The sequence below is a fragment of the Pseudomonas sp. S4_EA_1b genome, assembly GCF_016307435.1.
In the GTDB taxonomy this organism is placed as follows: domain Bacteria; phylum Pseudomonadota; class Gammaproteobacteria; order Pseudomonadales; family Pseudomonadaceae; genus Aquipseudomonas; species Aquipseudomonas rhodesiae.
The window spans coordinates 24,884-42,390 of the sequence record NZ_JAEILC010000086.1 but is presented as its reverse complement, the minus strand read 5'-3'; the positions used below and the strand labels follow the sequence as shown (position 1 = coordinate 42,390).

Sequence of the window (17,507 nt, the reverse complement as noted above, 5' to 3'; positions counted from 1 at the left end):
GTCGGCCAGCGGGCTGGTCAAATCCGACGCAAGCGACTGGTCAAGTCGAATGCAAATGGGTGGTCAAGTCCATGCAATTACTCAGCGGCGACAGTTGGATGCCAATAGGGGATCTGTGAGGCCCCTGGCTTATCCAAGACAATCGCCACGCTTTGCTCGGCCCGTGTGACCGCCACATAGAAATCGGCTGCGGAGAGGGGCAGGAGATACTCCCCTTTGCTGATGAACTTGCCGATAGGTTCGGTTGGATAAATCAGCACGCGGTTGAAGGTCTGCCCTTTGGATACCCCAAAGTTCATGTAGTTGAGGTCGAACTCCGTCCCCGAGCGAATGCTGTTGCGCAGGCACTGGGGTTGGAATGTCTCAACGTACTGACGGACGTGAGTCTTTCTCACGAGGAAAACGCCGTCGTGGGGTGTGATCGCGTGATTCTGTGAGGTCGTTTCCGGAAACTCCCAGATTGCCTCGAAGATGGTGTCGGAAAAGGTAGCTATTGTCTGGCAGCACCTCCATGTGACAGAGCTGTAGTTGATTTCCAGGCGGCCTGCTTTCTGCTGTTTTTTGAACCATGCAATGGATTTCGAGTAGGCAAAGGCCTTCTTCATTTGACCACGAGGATTGGTGGACAAGACTGCCTGCCGGACGTCCCCGACGAGCCGTATCTCAATGCGTGTGCCGAACAGCGCCTCCAGGATGTCCCAGTCGTAACCTGAAAGATCCTGAACCTCGTCGATGAGTATTTCGTCGTAAAGGCATTCGAGGCGTTGAATCAAGGCCCCGCCGCTTTGGCCAATCAGTTGGTGGGCCAAGCGTGCTAATTCCTTCGCATACACACTGTCCGACGAATCGAAAAATCGATTCTCACCGCTGGCATATCGTCCTGGATCACCTTCGAAATTGAAGCCCCTGCAGCGCTTGCCGGGGAAGGCGAATGGGACGAAGGGTTTGACGAAATGACGCAGCAAAAAGCTGAACCAGCCAGAGACTTCCAAGCCGGGTCGGTCTCCGGCATACCGCCTTACGCGCTCGCGCAACTCGATCTGATTGGCCTGGGCGAAGGTGATGAGCAGAACTTTGCGATCGGCTGCTAATGCTTTGCAATGCTCCACCAGGCCTTGAGTCTTGCGAGCACCCGCAACTGCCAGGGTCAGGTAGTTTTTAGCCATGAATGAACGCCGCAGCCGCAGCCATATATGGTGGCGGTGTGACCGTCTCCTTGGATTTGGCGATGAGAAGTGCTGCTTCCGTTTTTTCTCTCGACATCCATTTCTCAAGGCTGGCCCTATCAGTGGCCCCAAGAATATTGCGCAGAGACTCTTCGCTGTTGCACGCCCTCAATTGTGGTTCCAATGTCCTGCCCGCTTCCTTTGCACCAATAAAGAGTTCGCGCTTTCCTGTTTCGAGCAGTTCGCTGACAGTTTCCTTAAGGGTTTCTGGGTCTTCCCCGTCGTTGTCTCGAAGCACTGCAACTGGGCGATCGATGGCAGTACACAGTTCCAGGCAGCGCTTCAATGTCAGTCCGTGCATGCTCATCACATCAATCCCCAGCTCCATCGGGTGCTTACCGTAGAGGTCTTTGAAGAAGCGCTCAAACAAGATCTCGTCCGAGGGGCCTTCCACCAGGACGAGCTTGTGAGCCAGTACCATACGCAACGTGTCGAAGCCTGGCAGCTTTTGGAAATAGCCGACGGTGTCCGGATCAAGCGTCTCGATGTGAGATGCCTTGCCGCGATGCAGGAGGAGCAAGGAGCTCAGGCCGAGCCGATTTAGCACATAGGCACTGTGAGTCGAGATGAACAGCTGACGCTCGCCTGCAGCTTCCTCGATGCGCGACAGCAGCGTGGTCAAACTCGTATGCGACAGATGGTTTTCTGGCTCTTCGATCATCACGATGCTGGTGTGCTCGGACAGGCGCTGCATGGCCAGCGAAATCTTGATTGAGGCTTGCTGCCCTTGGCCTGCCAGCGCGAAAGGCACATGATCCACATGTGGTGTGACCGACCCCTCCCAGGAGGATTGAGCGCTTTGATCCATGGCCAGGGCCATCACCTGGTTATCCAGTGGCGCTCGAATATCCTTGAGGCGATCATTCACGCCACCCAGGGAGTTAGAGGTCATGGACTCTTTGATCTCGCGGTAATGCTGGGATATCTTGGCTTTCTCGCCCGGCTCCAAGTGGTCACTTAGGATTTGGCGCAGGTGGTAGTCGACGCCCGAGGTCGAGCGGACGGTACGGGAATCGATAGTCGCTACGGCTAGCTGCCGGGGGCGCCTAGTCAGTACTTCATCCCCAAAGGTACGCCATTCAATCTTGTAGTACTCGACGGGGATCAGCGCGCTGGGGTTGATACGCCACTGGGTAAGTTCCTCGTCATATTCAGGGTTGGGAATGACCTTGAATGAGATGCCAGGGCAGGCATTTGTCTTCCTGTCGCTATTGATCGCGCCACAGAGGAATTGCAGCTCTGGCCGATTTTCGAGGAAAAGCTCAATCAGAATTTCTGGTAGAGCTGGGTTTTCATCCCAATCGCAATTATCTAGAAATTGATTAACCAGCTCTTTGTTGAACCAATAGGGGTTCAACTCCTCCTGAGCGGAGCGACCACCGATACGCCCGTTGAGCGCGAGACCAATTGCCTCCATCAGGGTCGACTTCCCCGCGTCATTACCGCCCACAAGGATGTTGAGATCCCTGTTGGGCAGCAGCGTGAAGTCGCCGTAGATCCGATAGCCCTGGATTTTGATCTTCGTGATCATCTGCTGTCCTTACATGGAAGGGATGTCCGATTAGTCGGTGCATTACTCATAGTGGAGCTCACCAAATAGTCCGATCATGAGGTCGCCGTCCAGGATCTCAAAAGGTAGGGTGACGTACTGATCTCGATGGCGAGGTAGCGCCTTTCCATCGTGCGGTGCGTTCTTCGTGTGCCCTTGAACCTTTTCCCCGTTCTCCTTGATATAGGGAAGCACGACGATCCGGCCATGGTTCTTGGATAAGATCGTTCCCTCGTACCACAAGGTGTTTCCTTCATCGCTGCTGGACTCGCCACCCGTGTTTTTCAGCACCCACCGTGGCACCCCGTCGTCCTCATACCAGAACACGAAGCCACCGCAGACCACTACTCTCTGGCCGCGCATCCTCGCCTCGGCAAGCATTTGCTTGACGCTCGCTAACTGCAGCAGCTGATTGGCCCTGGGAAGAAGCAGTGCCCGAATCTGTGCTTTCGTTCTCCCCCAGTGATCTGCTCCCGAAAGACCGAATCCTTTGGCTGTCACCTCTCGCAGGCAAATCTGCGAGCGTTTGGGAGACAAGGCTCCGATCTGTTCCCACGTCTGGTCTTCGGTACGACGAAGGCACATGTTGAATCTCGGGATGGCAACTATCTCCAGGTAAGGAGCGCGCTCAAGCTCCTGGTAGAGGGGTTGTCGCAAGCTTTCCATCGTATTGTGCAGTTCCAGCTCCTGCATGTTGGGACGGGGCAAATGGGCGTTTCGCTTGATTGCTTCGCGCTCCATGAGCTCTTCTTCTGCGTGGATGCGACGCGCTGCTGTCAGGGCCTTCTCGACTTTTAGGGCGGTCGAGCTCTGAAGCACAGGATCCGGTACCGCCTGAGCTACCAGTTCACTGGTTCGGCTGTTGAATTCGTCCGCAGCTTCTATGGCCTCCTCGTAGGAGGTGAAAACAGCCGCCCTCGCATGGCCACTGCCGTTATCGTAGGAGTAGCGCTTCCAGGACAGCTGAGACTCGGGGAAGAGCTTGAGTGCCCGCAACTGCCATGTCCATCCGATGCTGAATTGCCGGAACGGAAGGACGGCCAGGGTGGGCATTGAGTGGTATGGCATCTGATCTAGGCGCATCGACTCTCCCTGCTTTATTGCGCCTTAGCGTCTGCGGAAGCGCTGGAGCTTAGTCTGGGGAGATAGATTCCCCCGACATTATGGATAGCACATTGCCAGGGTGAGTCAACTTCTTGGCTGCAGGCCCCGTATTTCGGGGGCTTCAGGAGAAAGGGAACTGCGGGCGGGACTTAAAAAAACTGGTGGTTTATCCAGCATTAGGGGTTGCGCAGGTAATGTGCAAAAGCTATAATGCACATATACCAAGTTGCTTGGAAGGCATTACAAGTCAGCGTAATGTGCAGTAAAGGTGGGGGGTGAAAATGCTCGGCCTGCCATACAACACCGCCGCCCTGGCGTTGCTGACCCATATGCTGGCTCAACAGTGCGACCTGATCCCCCACGAGATCATCGTCACCACCGGCGACACCCACGCTTACAGCAACCATATGGAACAGATCCAGACCCAGCTGGCGCGCACGCCTAAGAAGCTGCCGGAATTGGTGATCAAGCGTAAACCTGCGTCGATCTACGACTACAAGTTCGAAGACTTCGAGATCGTGGGTTACGACGCCGATCCGAGCATCAAGGCCGATGTCGCTATCTAGAGCCTGACGCTGTCCAATATGGGAGGGGGCTAGAGCCTGACGCTGTCCGAAGTGGGAGAGGGTTAGAGCCTCACGCTGTCAAATGTGGGAGGGGGCTTGCCCCCGATTGCGGTAGGTCAGCTGAAATTCCGCATCCAGGGCAAGCCCCCATCCACATTTGAACAGTGTTCGCATGAGTCAATGCCCGTGGCTCCTGCCTACGTGTGAGGGCTCGGCCTCGCTCGCCAGCACTCCGCCGTTGACCTCCAACCGCTGCAAAATCCCGCAGTGATCCCCGCCCCCACAGCGTTGGCGCAGGTCCAGCAATTGTTCCTGCAAGGCCAGCAGCCCGTCGATGCGCGTCTTTACATGCTGGATATGCTCGTCGATCAACGCATTGACGCTTTCGCACTGGTCCTGAGGGCTGTCGCGCAGGCTGAGCAGGCTGCGGATTTCCTCAAGGGTCATGTCCAGGCTGCGGCAGTTGCGGATAAACACCAGCCGTTCGCTGTGCGCCTGGGTGTACACGCGGTAGTTGGCATCGGTGCGCGCCGGGGGCGGCAGCAGGCCTTCCTTCTCGTAGTAACGGATGGTCTCCACCGGGCATTCGGTGAGTTTGGCCAGTTCGCCGATCTTCATCGCAGCAATCTCCAAATGGGTGCTTGACCCTATAGTGGCTACAGGGTCTTTACTTGGCAACAAGCACTCTTACGGACGCCACAGCATGAGCGATTCCCACCACACCCCGCATAAACATGATCACACCCACGATCATGGCACTGAAAAACTCACGCCCGTACACAATCACGGCCACGGCGGCTCCTGCTGTTCCGGTGGCCCCGCGCCTGCGGTGGTGACACTGAGCGAAGCACCCACCGCCGGTTCGCGGCTGAGCACCTTCCGTATCGAAGCCATGGACTGCCCCACCGAGCAGACGCTGATCCAGAACAAGCTGGGCAAGCTCGCTGGCGTGCAGCAGCTGGAATTCAACCTGATCAATCGCATTCTCGGCGTCACCCATGACCTGCCGAGTACTGCGCCGATTATCGATGCGATCAAATCCATCGGCATGCAAGCCGACCCCATCGAAGAGGGCGCGCCCGCCGCTACTCCCCCGGCCAAGAAACATTGGTGGCCGCTGGCCGTGTCGGGTCTTGGGGCGTTAGGCGCCGAAGTCCTGCACTTCACCAATGCCGCGCCGACCTGGGTGATTGCCTTGGTGGCGCTGGTGTCGATCCTCAGCGGCGGCCTTGGCACCTATAAAAAGGGCTGGATCGCCCTGAAAAACCTCAATCTGAACATCAACGCCCTGATGAGTATCGCGGTCACCGGCGCGATTCTTATCGGCCAGTGGCCGGAAGCGGCGATGGTGATGTTCCTGTTTACCGTGGCCGAGCTGATCGAAGCCAAGTCCCTGGACCGCGCGCGCAATGCCATCAGCGGTTTGATGCAGATGACCCCGGAACAGGCCACCGTGCGGCAGCCTGACGGCAGTTGGGTTGAACAAGAGGTTAAAAGCATCGAACTGGGCGCTGTGGTGCGGGTAAAGCCCGGTGAGCGCATCGGCCTGGACGGTGAGGTGACCGCGGGTCAATCCACTGTCGATCAGGCGCCGATTACCGGTGAAAGCCTGCCGATTGAGAAGACGGTGGGCGATAAAGTCTTCGCCGGCACCATCAACCAGGCCGGTTCCCTGGAATACAGCGTGACGGCGGCGGCCAACAACTCCACCCTGGCGCGGATCATCCACGCGGTGGAACAAGCCCAGGGCGCGCGGGCTCCGACCCAGCGCTTTGTGGACAGTTTTTCCAAGATCTACACCCCGGCTGTGTTCCTGTTCGCACTCGGCGTGGCAGTGATTCCACCGCTGTTCATGGCCGGCGCCTGGTTCGACTGGATCTACCGCGCGCTGGTGCTGTTGGTGGTCGCGTGCCCCTGTGCGCTGGTGATTTCCACGCCGGTGACCATTGTCAGCGGCCTGGCCGCTGCGGCGCGCAAAGGCATCCTGATCAAGGGTGGCGTGTACCTGGAGGGCGGTTACAAGCTCGATTACCTGGCCCTCGACAAGACCGGCACAATCACCCACGGCAAACCCGTGCAAACCGACTACCTGGCGCTGTTCCCCACTGTCGAAGACAGCGCGCCGGCCCTCGCCGCCAGCCTGGCGGGGCGTTCCGACCACCCCGTGTCCCTGGCAATCGCCAACGCAGCTGTGGATAAAAACCTGCCGACCCATACTGTGGATAACTTCGAGGCTCTGGCCGGGCGCGGCGTGCGAGGCGATATCAACGGCGAAACCTATCACCTGGGCAATCACCGCCTGGTGGAGGACCTGGGCCTGTGCTCGCCAGCGCTGGAAGAGAAACTCTTCGCCCTGGAGAAACAAGGCAAGTCGGTCGTGCTCCTACTGGACAAATCCGGCCCGCTGGCGCTGTTCGCCGTGGCCGACACCGTCAAGGACAGCAGCCGAGAAGCCATCCAGCAGTTGCATGAATTGGGCATCAAGACCCTGATGCTCACCGGCGACAACACCCACACCGCCCAGGCGATTGCGGCGCAGGTAGGTATCGATCAAGCCCAGGGCGATTTGCTGCCCACCGACAAACTCCACGCCATCGAAACCCTCTACACCCAAGGCCGTCGGGTGGGCATGGTCGGCGACGGCATCAACGACGCTCCGGCCCTGGCCCGCGCCGAAATCGGTTTTGCCATGGCCGCCGCCGGCACCGACACCGCCATCGAGACCGCCGACGTGGCGTTGATGGACGATGATCTGCGCAAGATTCCGGCATTCATTCGGTTGTCGCGGCAAACGTCGAGTATCCTCAAGCAGAACATCGCCCTGGCGTTGGTGATCAAGGCGATCTTCCTCGCGGTGACGTTCATGGGCATGGCCACCATGTGGATGGCGGTGTTTGCCGACATGGGCGTGAGCCTGCTGGTGGTGTTCAATGGCCTGCGCCTGTTGCGCAAATAGACAAGAGAGGGTGGTGTGCTGAGTGCCGAGCTGAAGGCGTTTTTTATGGTCGCCCGCCTGGGCAGCATTACCCAGGCGGCGAAAAAGCTCGGCCTGAGCCAGCCCACGGTCACCACCCAGATCCGCAACCTGGAAAGCCAATACGGCGTCGAGCTGTTCTATCGCGGCGGGCGCCGCCTCACCGTCAGCGACGAAGGCGCGCGGCTGTTGCCGATGGTCAAGACGCTGTTGCAGCAGGAAGCCGATATCGAGTTTTTCCTGCGCAACAACGGTCAGGTCCAGGGCGCACTCAGGATTGCCGCAACGGCGCCGTACTACATCCTGGATCTGGTCAAAGCCTTTCGCGAGCGCCTACCCCAAGTGGAGGTGTCGGTGGAAATCGGCAACTCCCAGCAGGTGCTCGAAGCGCTGGATGACTACCGCGTCGATGTGGCGGCGTCCTCACAGCTGCTCGACGACCCACGGCTGATACGTCGCGTCCTCGGCACCGACCCGCTGGTGCTGGCGGTGCATCGCAACCATCCCCTGGCCAAACTCGATCATGTGCCGTTGAGCGCGCTCGCCGGACACACCCTGTTGATGCGCGAGGTCGGCTCCACCACACGCCGCCTGACCGAAGACATGCTGCGCGGCGCTGGCGTGAACTACGGGCCGCTGCTGGAAATCGGCAGCCGTGAATCGATCCGCGAGGCGGTGTTGCGCAATATCGGCATCAGCATCATCGCCCGCCAGGAAGTGCCCCATGACCCGCAGCTCAAGGTGCTGACCCTTGAGCATGCGCCGCAGATTCCGGAGTATCTGTACTGCCTCAAGGAAAGAAAGGCTGCGCGTCTGCCAGCGGCGTTTTTGGGGTTGGCCCAGGAAATGTCGCCAATCTAAAGCCTTGTAGTGGCTTTGGGGACCAATCGGGGGCAAGCCCCCTCCCACATGTTGAATTGTGAATGCCTTTAAGTGTGGGAGGGGGCTTGCCCCCGATTGGCGATACCCCAGCAACTCAGTTCGAAGAGTCCTACACAAATCTGCGAATACCACTATCGCCGCGTTTTGCCTTCCTGCCACAAGAGCGACGCATTGCCTGCCTAGCATGGCCTTCATCAGTTTGATGAGGTGCCACCATGAACACAGCCCTGACCCAACCCGGCGCGCCTATGAAAGTGCGCGGTATCCAGAAGCGCTTCGGTGCGTTCACCGCGCTGGACAACGTCTCCCTGGACGTCGCCGCCGGCGAACTGGTGTGCCTGCTGGGCCCGTCCGGCTGCGGCAAGACCACCTTGTTGCGCTGCATTGCCGGCTTGGAGCGCCAGGACAATGGCGAACTTTACCTGGGCGGCCGTGACGTTTCCCTGCTGCCGCCGCAGGCGCGGGACTACGGCATTCTGTTTCAGTCCTACGCGCTGTTTCCGAACCTGACCGTCGAAGCGAATATCGGCTATGGCCTAACCGGCAGCGGCCGCGACGAAGTGCGCCAGCGTGTCGGCCAGATGCTGGAGCTGGTGGGCCTGGTGGGCAGCGAAAAGAAGTACCCCGGTCAACTCTCCGGCGGCCAGCAGCAACGGGTCGCCCTGGCCCGCGCGCTCGCGCCGGCGCCGTCGTTGCTGCTGCTGGATGAGCCGATGTCGGCCCTCGATGCCCGGGTGCGCGAGCATTTGTGCACCGAACTGCGTCAGCTGCAACGGCGCCTGGGCATCACCACCTTGATGGTGACCCATAACCAGGACGAAGCCATGTTGATGGCAGACCGCATTGCCGTGATGAACAACGGTAAGGTCGAGCAATACGCTACGCCGCAGGAAATCTACGACCGCCCGGCCACGCCGTTCGTGGCGGAGTTTGTCGGCCAGGGCAACTGGTTGCCGTTCAGCCGCAACAGCATCAGCCATGCCCAGGTCGGCGGGATGACGATGCGCCTGGCCGATGACGCCGGTAGAGCCGAGTCCGGTCGGCTGTTCTGCCGCCCGGAAGCGATCAGCGTCAACCCTCCCGTGCACGAAGAGAACCTCTTCCCGGCCAAGGTCCGTGAGATCACCTTTCTCGGCAACCGCTGCCGCATGAGTTTTGAGCTGGAGCACCTGCCCGGTCATCCGCTGCTGGCCGAACTCGCCCCCGAAGCCATGCCGCGCCTGGGCGCCCAGGACATCTGGGTGGCTTTGCCGCCGCGCAGCCTACAGGTGTTTGCCTGAGATGGCCGCAGTGATGAGCTTGCCTGCGACGCGTCAGGTGTCCCGTGCCGAGTGGGGCGACCGCATTTTTGTGGTCGGCGGCAAATGGCTCTGGCTGAGCTTGCTGAGTGTCGCGGTGTTGCTGCCGTTGCTGGCGATTTTCTGGCGTGGTTTCAGCAACGAGGCCGGGCAGGGTGGCGGCCTGGTCGCGGCGCGGGAACTGCTCACCAGCGCCAACTTCCACTGGTTGCTGGGCAATAGCCTGAAAGTCTCTCTCAGCGTGGCGGCCATCGTCGTACCGCTGGCCTACCTGTTTGCCTACGCGCTGCAACGCACGCTGATCCCCGGCAAAGCGATCTGGCGCGGTCTGTCGCTGTTGCCGCTGATGGCGCCGTCGATGTTGCCGGGCATTGCGCTGGTGTACCTGTTCGGCAACCAAGGCCTGTTGCGCGGGTTGATCGCGGAAAATATCTACGGCTTCTGGGGCATCGTGCTCGGTGAAGTGATCTACACCTTCCCACACGCCCTGATGATTTTGCTGTCGGCGCTCTCGCTGGCCGATGCGCGCCTGTTCGATGCCGCCTCAAGTATGGGGGCCAGCCCGGCGCGGGCGTTTCGCAGCATCACCTGGCCGGCCACGCGCCAGGCGGTGTTTGCCGCGTTCTGCCTGGTGTTCACGCTGACCATCACCGATTTCGGCGTGCCTGTGGTGGTCGGCGGCGATTATCAGGTGCTGGCGCTGGAAGCCTACAAGGCGGTGGTCGGTCAGCAGCAGTTCGGTCGCGGTGCGTTGATCGGCATGGTGTTGCTGTTGCCGGCGCTGTTCAGCTTCGCTGTGGACGCATGGTTGCGCCGTCGCCACGGCGATGCCATGAGCGGCCGCGCCCAAGTCTTCCGCCCGGCGCCGTCGCGCTTGAGGGACGGTTGCTACCTGGCCATCGTTCTATTGATCTGCGCGGTGCTGCTGCTGGTATTCGGCATGGCGGTGTATTCCTCCCTGGTGAAGTTCTGGCCGTACAACCTGTCGCTGTCCCTCGCTCATTACCAGTTCGAGGACACAGCCGGCGGTGGTTGGCTGGCCTACCGCAACAGCCTGACCATGGCGCTGTGTACGGCCGTGATCGGCAGCGTCCTGATCTTCAGCGGCGCCTATCTGATGGAAAAGACCAAGGGCCAGAAGCACCTCAATCTGGCGCTGCGCATGCTCAGCTTCGTACCGATGGCGGTGCCGGGGTTGGTGCTGGGCCTGGGCTACGTGTTCTTTTTCAACCTCAACGGCAACCCGCTACATGTGTTCTACGGGACCATGACCCTGCTGGTGGTGTGCACCATTGCTCACTATTTGACCACCGCGCAGATGACCGCCACCACCGCGCTGCGTCAGCTCGATGCCGAATTCGAAGCCGCCGCGCTGTCCCTCAAGGCGCCGCTGTACCGCCATTACCTGAAAGTCACGGTGCCGATCTGCCTGCCGGCCTTGCTGGATATCGTGCGCTACCTGTTCGTGTCGGCGATGACTACCGTGTCCGCCGCGATTTTCCTCTACAGCCCCGACACCATCCTTGCCGCCGTCGCCGTGTTGAACATGGACGACGCCGGGAACGTGGGCGGTGCGGCGGCCATGTCCACCCTGATCCTGTTCACCTCGGCCAGCGTTTCGTTGCTGCTGGCGTGGGCATCGCGCGGCGCGCTGCGTCGCTCCCAAGCCTGGCGCCAGAGCGCGCCCGGCCAATAAACAACCCTGAAGGAGGTTCCTCATGTTCAAGCCCCTGGCGCTGGTCGCTGCCGTACTCACCGCATTCAGCCTGAATGCCTTCGCCAAAACTGATCTCACCGTGTATACGGCCCTCGAAGCCGAGCAGTTGAAGACCTATAAAAAGGCCTTCGAACAGGCGAACCCCGATATCGAAATCAAATGGGTGCGCGACTCCACCGGGATCATCACCGCCAAGCTGCTGGCCGAAAAAGACCGCCCCCAAGCCGATGCCGTGTGGGGCCTGGCTGCATCGAGCCTGGCGATCCTCGACCAGCAAGGCATGCTGGACAACTACGCGCCGAAGGACCTGGACAAGATCGGCAAGAATTACCGCGACCCTGCCAACCCGCCCGCGTGGGTCGGCATGGACGTGTGGGCCGCGACAATCTGCTTCAACACCGTCGAAGCCGACAAGCAGGGCCTGACCAAGCCGGTGAGCTGGCAAGACCTGACCAAGCCTGAGTACAAAGGCAAGATCGTGATGCCCAACCCGGCCTCATCCGGCGCCGGTTTTCTGGACGTGAGCGCCTGGTTGCAGACCTATGGCGAGATGCAAGGCTGGCAGTACATGGATGACCTGCACCAGAACATCGGCCAGTACGTTCATTCCGGTTCCAAGCCGTGCAAGTTGGCGGCTTCCGGTGAGTTTCCGATCGGGATTTCCTTCGAATACCCAGCCGTGCAGTTGAAACGCCAGGGCGCGCCACTGGACATCATCCTGCCCAAGGAAGGCCTGGGCTGGGACATCGAAGCCACCGCCGTGATGAAAGGCACCGCCCACGCCGATGCGGCGAAAAAGCTCGCCGACTTCTCCGCCAGCCCCGCAGCCATGGAGCTGTACAAGGACAACTTCGCAGTCCTCGCCCAGCCGGGCATTGCCAAGCCGCAAACCGAATTGCCGGCCGACTACGAACAACGCCTGATCAAGAATGACTTTACCTGGGCTTCGAAAAACCGCGACAGCATCCTGGCCGAATGGCGCAAGCGCTATGACGGTAAGTCGGAGAAGGTCGCGGGCCAGTAATTACTCGGTTTTGGCTGAAGGTCCTAGCGGGGGCGAGCCACCTCCCACATTGAAAGGCATTCAAAAGGTGGGAGGGGGCTTGCCCCCGATAGCGGTCTTGAAAACAGGACATCACTACATGACACAGCACAGCGACCTACTGATTGTCGGCGCCGGCGTCCTCGGCCTGTCCCACGCCTACGCCGCGGCTCGACGCGGCCTCAAGGTCAAGGTGTTCGAACGCAGCGCCACGCCCTTGGGCGCCTCGGTACGCAACTTCGGCCAGGCTTTGGTCACTGGCCAGCCACCGGGAGCGATGCTCGATCTGGCGCGGCAAAGCCGTGCTATCTGGGGGCATTGGGCTCAGGTGGCGGGTCTGCAACTCAAGCGCAACGGCGCCTACCTGTTCGCCCGCACCGAAGCGGAAGAACACCTGCTGGAAGCCTTCTGCGCCGGGCGCGCGCAGGAACACGGGTACAACGTGGAGTTGCTGCAAGGTGCGGCGATGCGCGATTTGTACGGCGGCCAGTTCCGCCATCACCGGGCCGCTTTGCATGGCCGCGACGATCAGCAACTGTATTCACGCGAGGCGCTCCCGGCGCTGATCCGCTACCTGAGGCAGCACCTGAACGTGGAATTTCACTTTTCCACCCTGGTGCGCGATGTCGAGCCGGGCCTGTTGCACAGCACCGCCGGCAGCTTTCGCGGCGAACAGATCATCGTTTGCTCCGGCCATGACTACCAAACCTTATTGGCCGAAGCGTTGGCCGAACTGCATCCGAGTATCTGCCGCTTGCAAATGCTGCGGGCGCGACCGGCGCTGAATCTGAACCTGCAGCATGCCTTGCTTACGGGGCTCAGTTGCGTGCATTACGGCGCATTTGCCGACTTACCGGAAGCGGTGGCGGTTCAGGCGCGAATCCTGCGCGAAGCGCCGCACCTGCACGAGCACGGAATTCATCTGTTGATCAGTCCTACGCCCTATGGCGAGCTGATCATCGGCGATTCCCATGATTACGGCCTGGATGCGTCGCCCTTCAACGGCGAACAGGTGGACAACTGGATGCTCGAACTGGCCGAGCAGACCCTGGGCTGTGGGATCCAGGTGGTCGAGCGCTGGCAGGGGGTCTATGGCGCGCGCGGGCCGGGACCGTTTTCTTTCGTACGGGCGGCGCCGGGGGTCAGTGCCGCGTTGATGCATACCGGCGTGGGCATGAGCGTGGGGCCGGCGCTGGGCGAGCGCAACGTCGCGGCACTGTGGGGTGAGGCGTGATGCATCCTGAACAGGTGATTGCCGAGGTGTTCGGTCTGTACGAACAGCACGGCACGGCGGACTACATCGGCGAAGCGGTGTCGCAGATCGAACATATGTCCCAGGCCGCGCAACAGGCCGTGGCCGAAGGCTTCGATGACGAAGTGGTATTGGCGGCGTTTTTTCACGATATCGGCCATCTCTGCGACCAACGTGCCGAGAGCATGGGCGGTTACGGCGTGGTCAGTCATGAGCGGCTGGGGGCGGATTACCTGCGCCGGGCCGGTTTCAGCGAACGCTTGGCCAGGCTTGTGGAATATCACGTCCAGGCCAAGCGTTACCTGACCTTCAGCCAGCCCGACTACTACGCACAACTGAGCGAGGCCAGCCGCCGCACCCTGGCGTATCAAGGCGGCGTGATGAGTGCCGTCGAGGCCCGGGCCTTCGAACAGGACCCGCTCTGCGCGGTGAGTGTGCGTCTGCGGTATTGGGATGAGCAGGCCAAGCAGGCCAACGTGCCGCTGCTCGACCTTGCATGGCTCAAAGCCAAGGCTCGGCGGTTGCTGACGGCTCAGTCCTGATCGAGGCGCTCGGCGAGGGCGTCGATCTGTTCCTGGCGCTCGGCCTGGCTCAGTTTGGCGTGAGGGTTGAGGGACGACCATTGCGGGTGGGCGCGGGCCTTATGCAGGGCGTCGGGTAATTTGCCTTCGCGCCAGGTTTTGTCCTGGGGTGTGTCGACTTTGATGCTGTGCATCGCCGCATGGCCGCGCAGGTTGAGGGCTTTGAGCAACTGGCGTTGGCGCAGGGCGAGCAGGCGCAGCACGCTGTCGTCCACGGTCAACTCGCGGTGGCCCTTGAGCTTGCCCATCAAGCGATTGCCGTAGCTGCGCGCGGTTTGCAGCGCGCCCCCAGCGATGGCGCCGGCCAGGGCGGCGGCGCCGAGGGTCAGGCCGCCGACCAGCAGGTCCACCCCCGCGCCGGCCGCCGCACCGGCAGCGATGCCTCCGCCGACGCGCACGCCGAGTTGCTTGAGGGTTTCCGGGTTGAACAGGTCGTCGCCCCAACGCCCGTCCAGCAACGGCAGATCACTGGCGGCGGCGTCCTGGGGGCGGAACCCGAACAGTTTGAGCAAGGCTTCCACACACTTTTGTTCCCGTTGGCGTACGGCCTTGCGCAGTTCGCCGATGGCGTTGTGTTCGTCCTCGCTGACCACACTGCGCCGGCACGCGGCGCAGTCGATCAGCAGCTCGGCGATCAACCGCGCCGCGCTTTGCTGGCGAGCCTGGCGCTGGGCTTGCTGATCGAGCATCAACCGCTCCAACTGCGGCCGGGCGTTTTCCAGCAGGAGCGCCAGGCTTTCATACAGACGCCGTTCGCCGTCTTCGGGCGGCGCCACGCTGTCGAAGCGCACCAGCGCATGCAAACCCAGGCGGGCCAAGGCTTCGCGCCAATCGGGCTCGCGGTGGTCGCTGCTGCTGACAAAGTTGAGCACCGGCAACAACGGCTTGCCGCAACTGGCCAGCACCTGCAACTCGTCGCGGTACTTGGCCAGCACCGGTTCGCGGGCATCGATCACGTACAGGCCGGCGTCCGAGGCCAACAGTTGGCGCAACACTTTGGCTTCTTGTTCGAAGCGTTGGCGCGCTTCGCTGCCCTCCAGGAAGCGCGCCAGGCGTGCCGGGCCGTCGAGGCGTTCACCGGGGCGGTCCAGGCGTTCCAGGTAATCGAGCAAGGCGATGGCATCTTCCAGGCCGGGCGTGTCGTACAGCTCCAGCAAGGCTTCACCGTCCACCGACAAGCGTGCGCCTTCCACATGACGCGTGGTGCTGGGGCGATGGGACACTTCGCCGAAGCCCACGTCGCGAGTCAGCGTGCGCAACAGCGAGGTTTTGCCGACGTTGGTGTGGCCGACCACGGCGAGTTTCAGAGGCTTAGTCATGACCGGTCTCCAGCCAGTTCAGCGGCGCGCAGTCGGCGAAGGGAAGGTCGAGCTGTTGCAGCGCGTTGTGCCAGTCGCCCAGGCGCTCGGCGTCCAGCGCCTGGCCGGGCGGCGCTTGCAACAGCCAGACGCGGGTGGCGCTGGCGCTGCGGGCCAGTTCGGCGATCAGCGCCAGGCTGCCGCGATCCGGCGAGCGCCGAGGGTCGCAGGCGATGGCTAGGCGCGCGGGCGGGAAGCGGCTGAGTTGTTCGAGGAGTTTGTGGCGCGATTCGCGGCTGTCGAGGATGCCGGCGTTACTGACGTTGGCGGGCAGTTTGGGCGGCCAGGGGTATTGGTCGTCCAGCTCGATGGCTACCAACAGGGCGCCGGCGCTGTGCTGTTCACTGACGCCGCCAGTGACGGCGTGCAGGTGTTCGGGCGCAGCATCATTGACCCCAAGGCGCTCGCTGCTCGGCATCAGGCGTTCGCGCAGTTGGCTATAGCCGGGCAGGTTGAGGTCCAGACGCAGGGCGGCGCGCCCGCGCTTCCAGCGCCACAGGCACAGCAGGGCTAGGATCAGGCGCGGCAGCAGGCCGTAGACCAGCAACACACCGACCAGCCAGGCGGCCCAGGCTTGGCGGGCGCTCTCGATATTCAGGGCGCAATCCCCGCTGGCGCGAATCATCTCTACAGTCGGCACATTGAAGCCGAGCAGGGCAGGCAAGGTGCCCAGTGCTTGTGTCACGGCCACGAAAGTATCGGCGCCGAGGATGGTGGTTTCCCACACGAAGCCGTAGCGACGGGTGGCGAGTAATGTCAGAAGGATCACCAATGCACTGAGCAATGCCAGCAGCCACAGGCTGTTGACCAGTACGCCTACGGCCCAGCGATTGAGTTTCTGCCGTTGCAACAGCAGTAACAGGGCCGGTGCCAACTGCGCGGCCTTGGCATCGCGCGCGAATTTTTCGCTGAGCCACAGCCACAGGCGCCCGAGGCTGGCGCTATGTTCGCCGGCAAATAGCAGGCCCAAGGCCCAACTGATCAGCAGAATCAGGTTCAGGCCGAGCAGGCTGCCCAAGGCCCAGAACACGTTCACTGGCGCCAATCCGTTGCCCAGCGCGGCAAACGCCAGGCCGGCGCCGCTGACCACCGCGAGTATCGCCAGCAGCACCAGGGCCAGGCGCGCGCCTTGTAACCAGCGGGTAAGGGCGACCACCAGGCCATCGCGCTCGGCCAGGTGCAAGGCGCGGCGTTGAATGCGCGTTGGCAGGTCGCCTCCGGCCGTGCGGGCCAGGCGGTTGGCTTCCAGGTCTTCGAGGTTGCCGGCGTGTTCTTCACGCAGGCGCACGGTTTCGGTCAGCCAGAGTGTGTGGAGCGAGTTCAGTACGGTCACGCGCTGTCCTGTTGAGCAAGTGAGCCTGGAGCATAACCGCTGACTCGCGGCTCTGGTATTCTCGTCGCCATGAAAAAAACTCTCCCTCTAAGCCTGATCGCAGCCCTCGGTGAAAACCGCGTGATCGGCGTCGACAACCGCATGCCCTGGCATTTGCCGGGGGATTTCAAATATTTCAAGGCCACCACCCTCGGCAAGCCGATCATCATGGGGCGCAAAACCTGGGACTCCCTGGGCCGACCGCTGCCGGGGCGCTTGAACCTGGTGGTCAGCCGTCAGACCGGCCTGGCGCTTGAAGGTGCGGAAGTTTTTCCGTCACTGGAGGCCGCCGTCGAGCGTGCCGAGGCATGGGCACTGGAGCAGGGCGTGGACGAGCTGATGTTGATCGGCGGTGCGCAGTTGTATGCGCAGGGCCTGGAACAGGCCGATCGCCTGTATTTGACGCGGGTGGCGTTGAGTCCGGAAGGGGATGCGTGGTTTCCGGAGTTTGACCGCAGCCAGTGGACGCTGGTGTCGAATGCTGTGAATGCGGCTGAGGGCGACAAGCCAGCCTACAACTTTGAAGTCTGGGAAAAAGCCTAAAAGCATCGGGGGCAAGCCCCCTCCCACATTTTGATTTGTGAAT

Annotated in this window: 14 protein-coding genes and 1 pseudogene; 9 read left to right on the top strand and 6 right to left on the bottom strand. The window is 61.4% G+C overall.

Going from position 1 to position 17,507, the window contains the following annotated elements; all coding sequences use genetic code 11:
* Positions 1 to 77 precede the first annotated feature (77 nt).
* The 3 genes from YA0848_RS24290 to YA0848_RS24280 are packed head-to-tail and all read right to left on the bottom strand — an operon-like array spanning position 78 to position 3,858.
* The gene (locus YA0848_RS24290; protein ID WP_042561594.1) at positions 78 to 1,166 is read right to left on the bottom strand and encodes a UvrD-helicase domain-containing protein; all 1,089 of its coding nucleotides are present in this window, start codon (positions 1,164 to 1,166) and stop codon (positions 78 to 80) included.
* On the bottom strand, positions 1,159 to 2,757 hold the full coding sequence (locus tag YA0848_RS24285) for an ATP-dependent nuclease (RefSeq protein ID WP_042561593.1): 1,599 nt from the start codon (positions 2,755 to 2,757) through the stop codon (positions 1,159 to 1,161). The genes YA0848_RS24290 and YA0848_RS24285 overlap by 8 nt, the downstream gene beginning before the upstream one ends.
* Positions 2,758 to 2,799: 42 nt before the next feature.
* Positions 2,800 to 3,858: a hypothetical protein gene (locus tag YA0848_RS24280; protein WP_042561592.1), complete on the bottom strand. Its 1,059-nt coding sequence runs from the start codon at positions 3,856 to 3,858 to the stop codon at positions 2,800 to 2,802.
* Positions 3,859 to 4,163: 305 nt separating this feature from the next.
* Between YA0848_RS24280 and thyA the strand changes: the two are divergent.
* Positions 4,164 to 4,445: pseudogene (gene thyA, locus YA0848_RS24275) on the top strand (thymidylate synthase); the annotation flags it as partial.
* A 177-nt stretch (positions 4,446 to 4,622) separates the two neighbouring features.
* On the opposite strand, the gene cadR reads toward thyA, so the two are convergent.
* The gene (gene cadR / locus YA0848_RS24270; RefSeq protein WP_169902345.1) at positions 4,623 to 5,063 is read right to left on the bottom strand and encodes a Cd(II)/Pb(II)-responsive transcriptional regulator; all 441 of its coding nucleotides are present in this window, start codon (positions 5,061 to 5,063) and stop codon (positions 4,623 to 4,625) included.
* 85 nt (positions 5,064 to 5,148) lie between these two features.
* On the opposite strand from cadR, the gene YA0848_RS24265 reads away from it, so the two are divergent.
* The 7 genes from YA0848_RS24265 to YA0848_RS24235 all read left to right on the top strand — a co-directional run bounded on the left by YA0848_RS24265 (position 5,149) and on the right by YA0848_RS24235 (position 14,152).
* The gene (locus YA0848_RS24265) at positions 5,149 to 7,401 is read left to right on the top strand and encodes a heavy metal translocating P-type ATPase (protein WP_034115397.1); all 2,253 of its coding nucleotides are present in this window, start codon (positions 5,149 to 5,151) and stop codon (positions 7,399 to 7,401) included.
* A gap of 15 nt (positions 7,402 to 7,416) precedes the next feature.
* On the top strand, positions 7,417 to 8,280 hold the full coding sequence (locus YA0848_RS24260; RefSeq protein WP_040266943.1) for a LysR family transcriptional regulator: 864 nt from the start codon (positions 7,417 to 7,419) through the stop codon (positions 8,278 to 8,280).
* Positions 8,281 to 8,516: 236 nt separating this feature from the next.
* Entirely contained in the window at positions 8,517 to 9,581 is a 1,065-nt protein-coding gene (locus tag YA0848_RS24255) for a putative 2-aminoethylphosphonate ABC transporter ATP-binding protein (protein ID WP_169867600.1), read from the top strand.
* Between the two features lies 1 nt (position 9,582).
* Positions 9,583 to 11,295 (top strand): putative 2-aminoethylphosphonate ABC transporter permease subunit, encoded by a 1,713-nt coding sequence (locus YA0848_RS24250; protein WP_034115376.1) that lies wholly within the window; start codon positions 9,583 to 9,585, stop codon positions 11,293 to 11,295.
* Positions 11,296 to 11,317: 22 nt separating this feature from the next.
* Complete coding sequence (locus YA0848_RS24245; RefSeq protein WP_184316001.1) at positions 11,318 to 12,340, top strand: putative 2-aminoethylphosphonate ABC transporter substrate-binding protein; 1,023 nt, start codon at positions 11,318 to 11,320, stop codon at positions 12,338 to 12,340.
* Positions 12,341 to 12,458: 118 nt separating this feature from the next.
* A complete protein-coding gene (locus YA0848_RS24240; RefSeq protein ID WP_169902348.1) occupies positions 12,459 to 13,592 on the top strand; it encodes a TIGR03364 family FAD-dependent oxidoreductase in 1,134 nt (377 codons plus the stop codon).
* A complete protein-coding gene (locus YA0848_RS24235) occupies positions 13,592 to 14,152 on the top strand; it encodes a phosphonate degradation HD-domain oxygenase (protein WP_047881732.1) in 561 nt (186 codons plus the stop codon). The genes YA0848_RS24240 and YA0848_RS24235 overlap by 1 nt, the downstream gene beginning before the upstream one ends.
* Here the strand turns inward: YA0848_RS24235 and YA0848_RS24230 are convergent.
* A complete protein-coding gene (locus YA0848_RS24230) occupies positions 14,143 to 15,510 on the bottom strand; it encodes a DUF3482 domain-containing protein (RefSeq protein ID WP_034101312.1) in 1,368 nt (455 codons plus the stop codon). The two genes, YA0848_RS24235 and YA0848_RS24230, sit on opposite strands and share 10 nt — an antisense overlap.
* The gene (locus tag YA0848_RS24225; protein WP_169867595.1) at positions 15,503 to 16,882 is read right to left on the bottom strand and encodes a DUF2868 domain-containing protein; all 1,380 of its coding nucleotides are present in this window, start codon (positions 16,880 to 16,882) and stop codon (positions 15,503 to 15,505) included. Before YA0848_RS24225 ends, YA0848_RS24230 begins: the two co-directional genes overlap by 8 nt.
* Before the next feature lie 69 nt (positions 16,883 to 16,951).
* Between YA0848_RS24225 and YA0848_RS24220 the strand changes: the two genes are divergently transcribed.
* On the top strand, positions 16,952 to 17,464 hold the full coding sequence (locus YA0848_RS24220) for a dihydrofolate reductase (protein WP_169902349.1): 513 nt from the start codon (positions 16,952 to 16,954) through the stop codon (positions 17,462 to 17,464).
* Positions 17,465 to 17,507 lie beyond the last annotated feature (43 nt).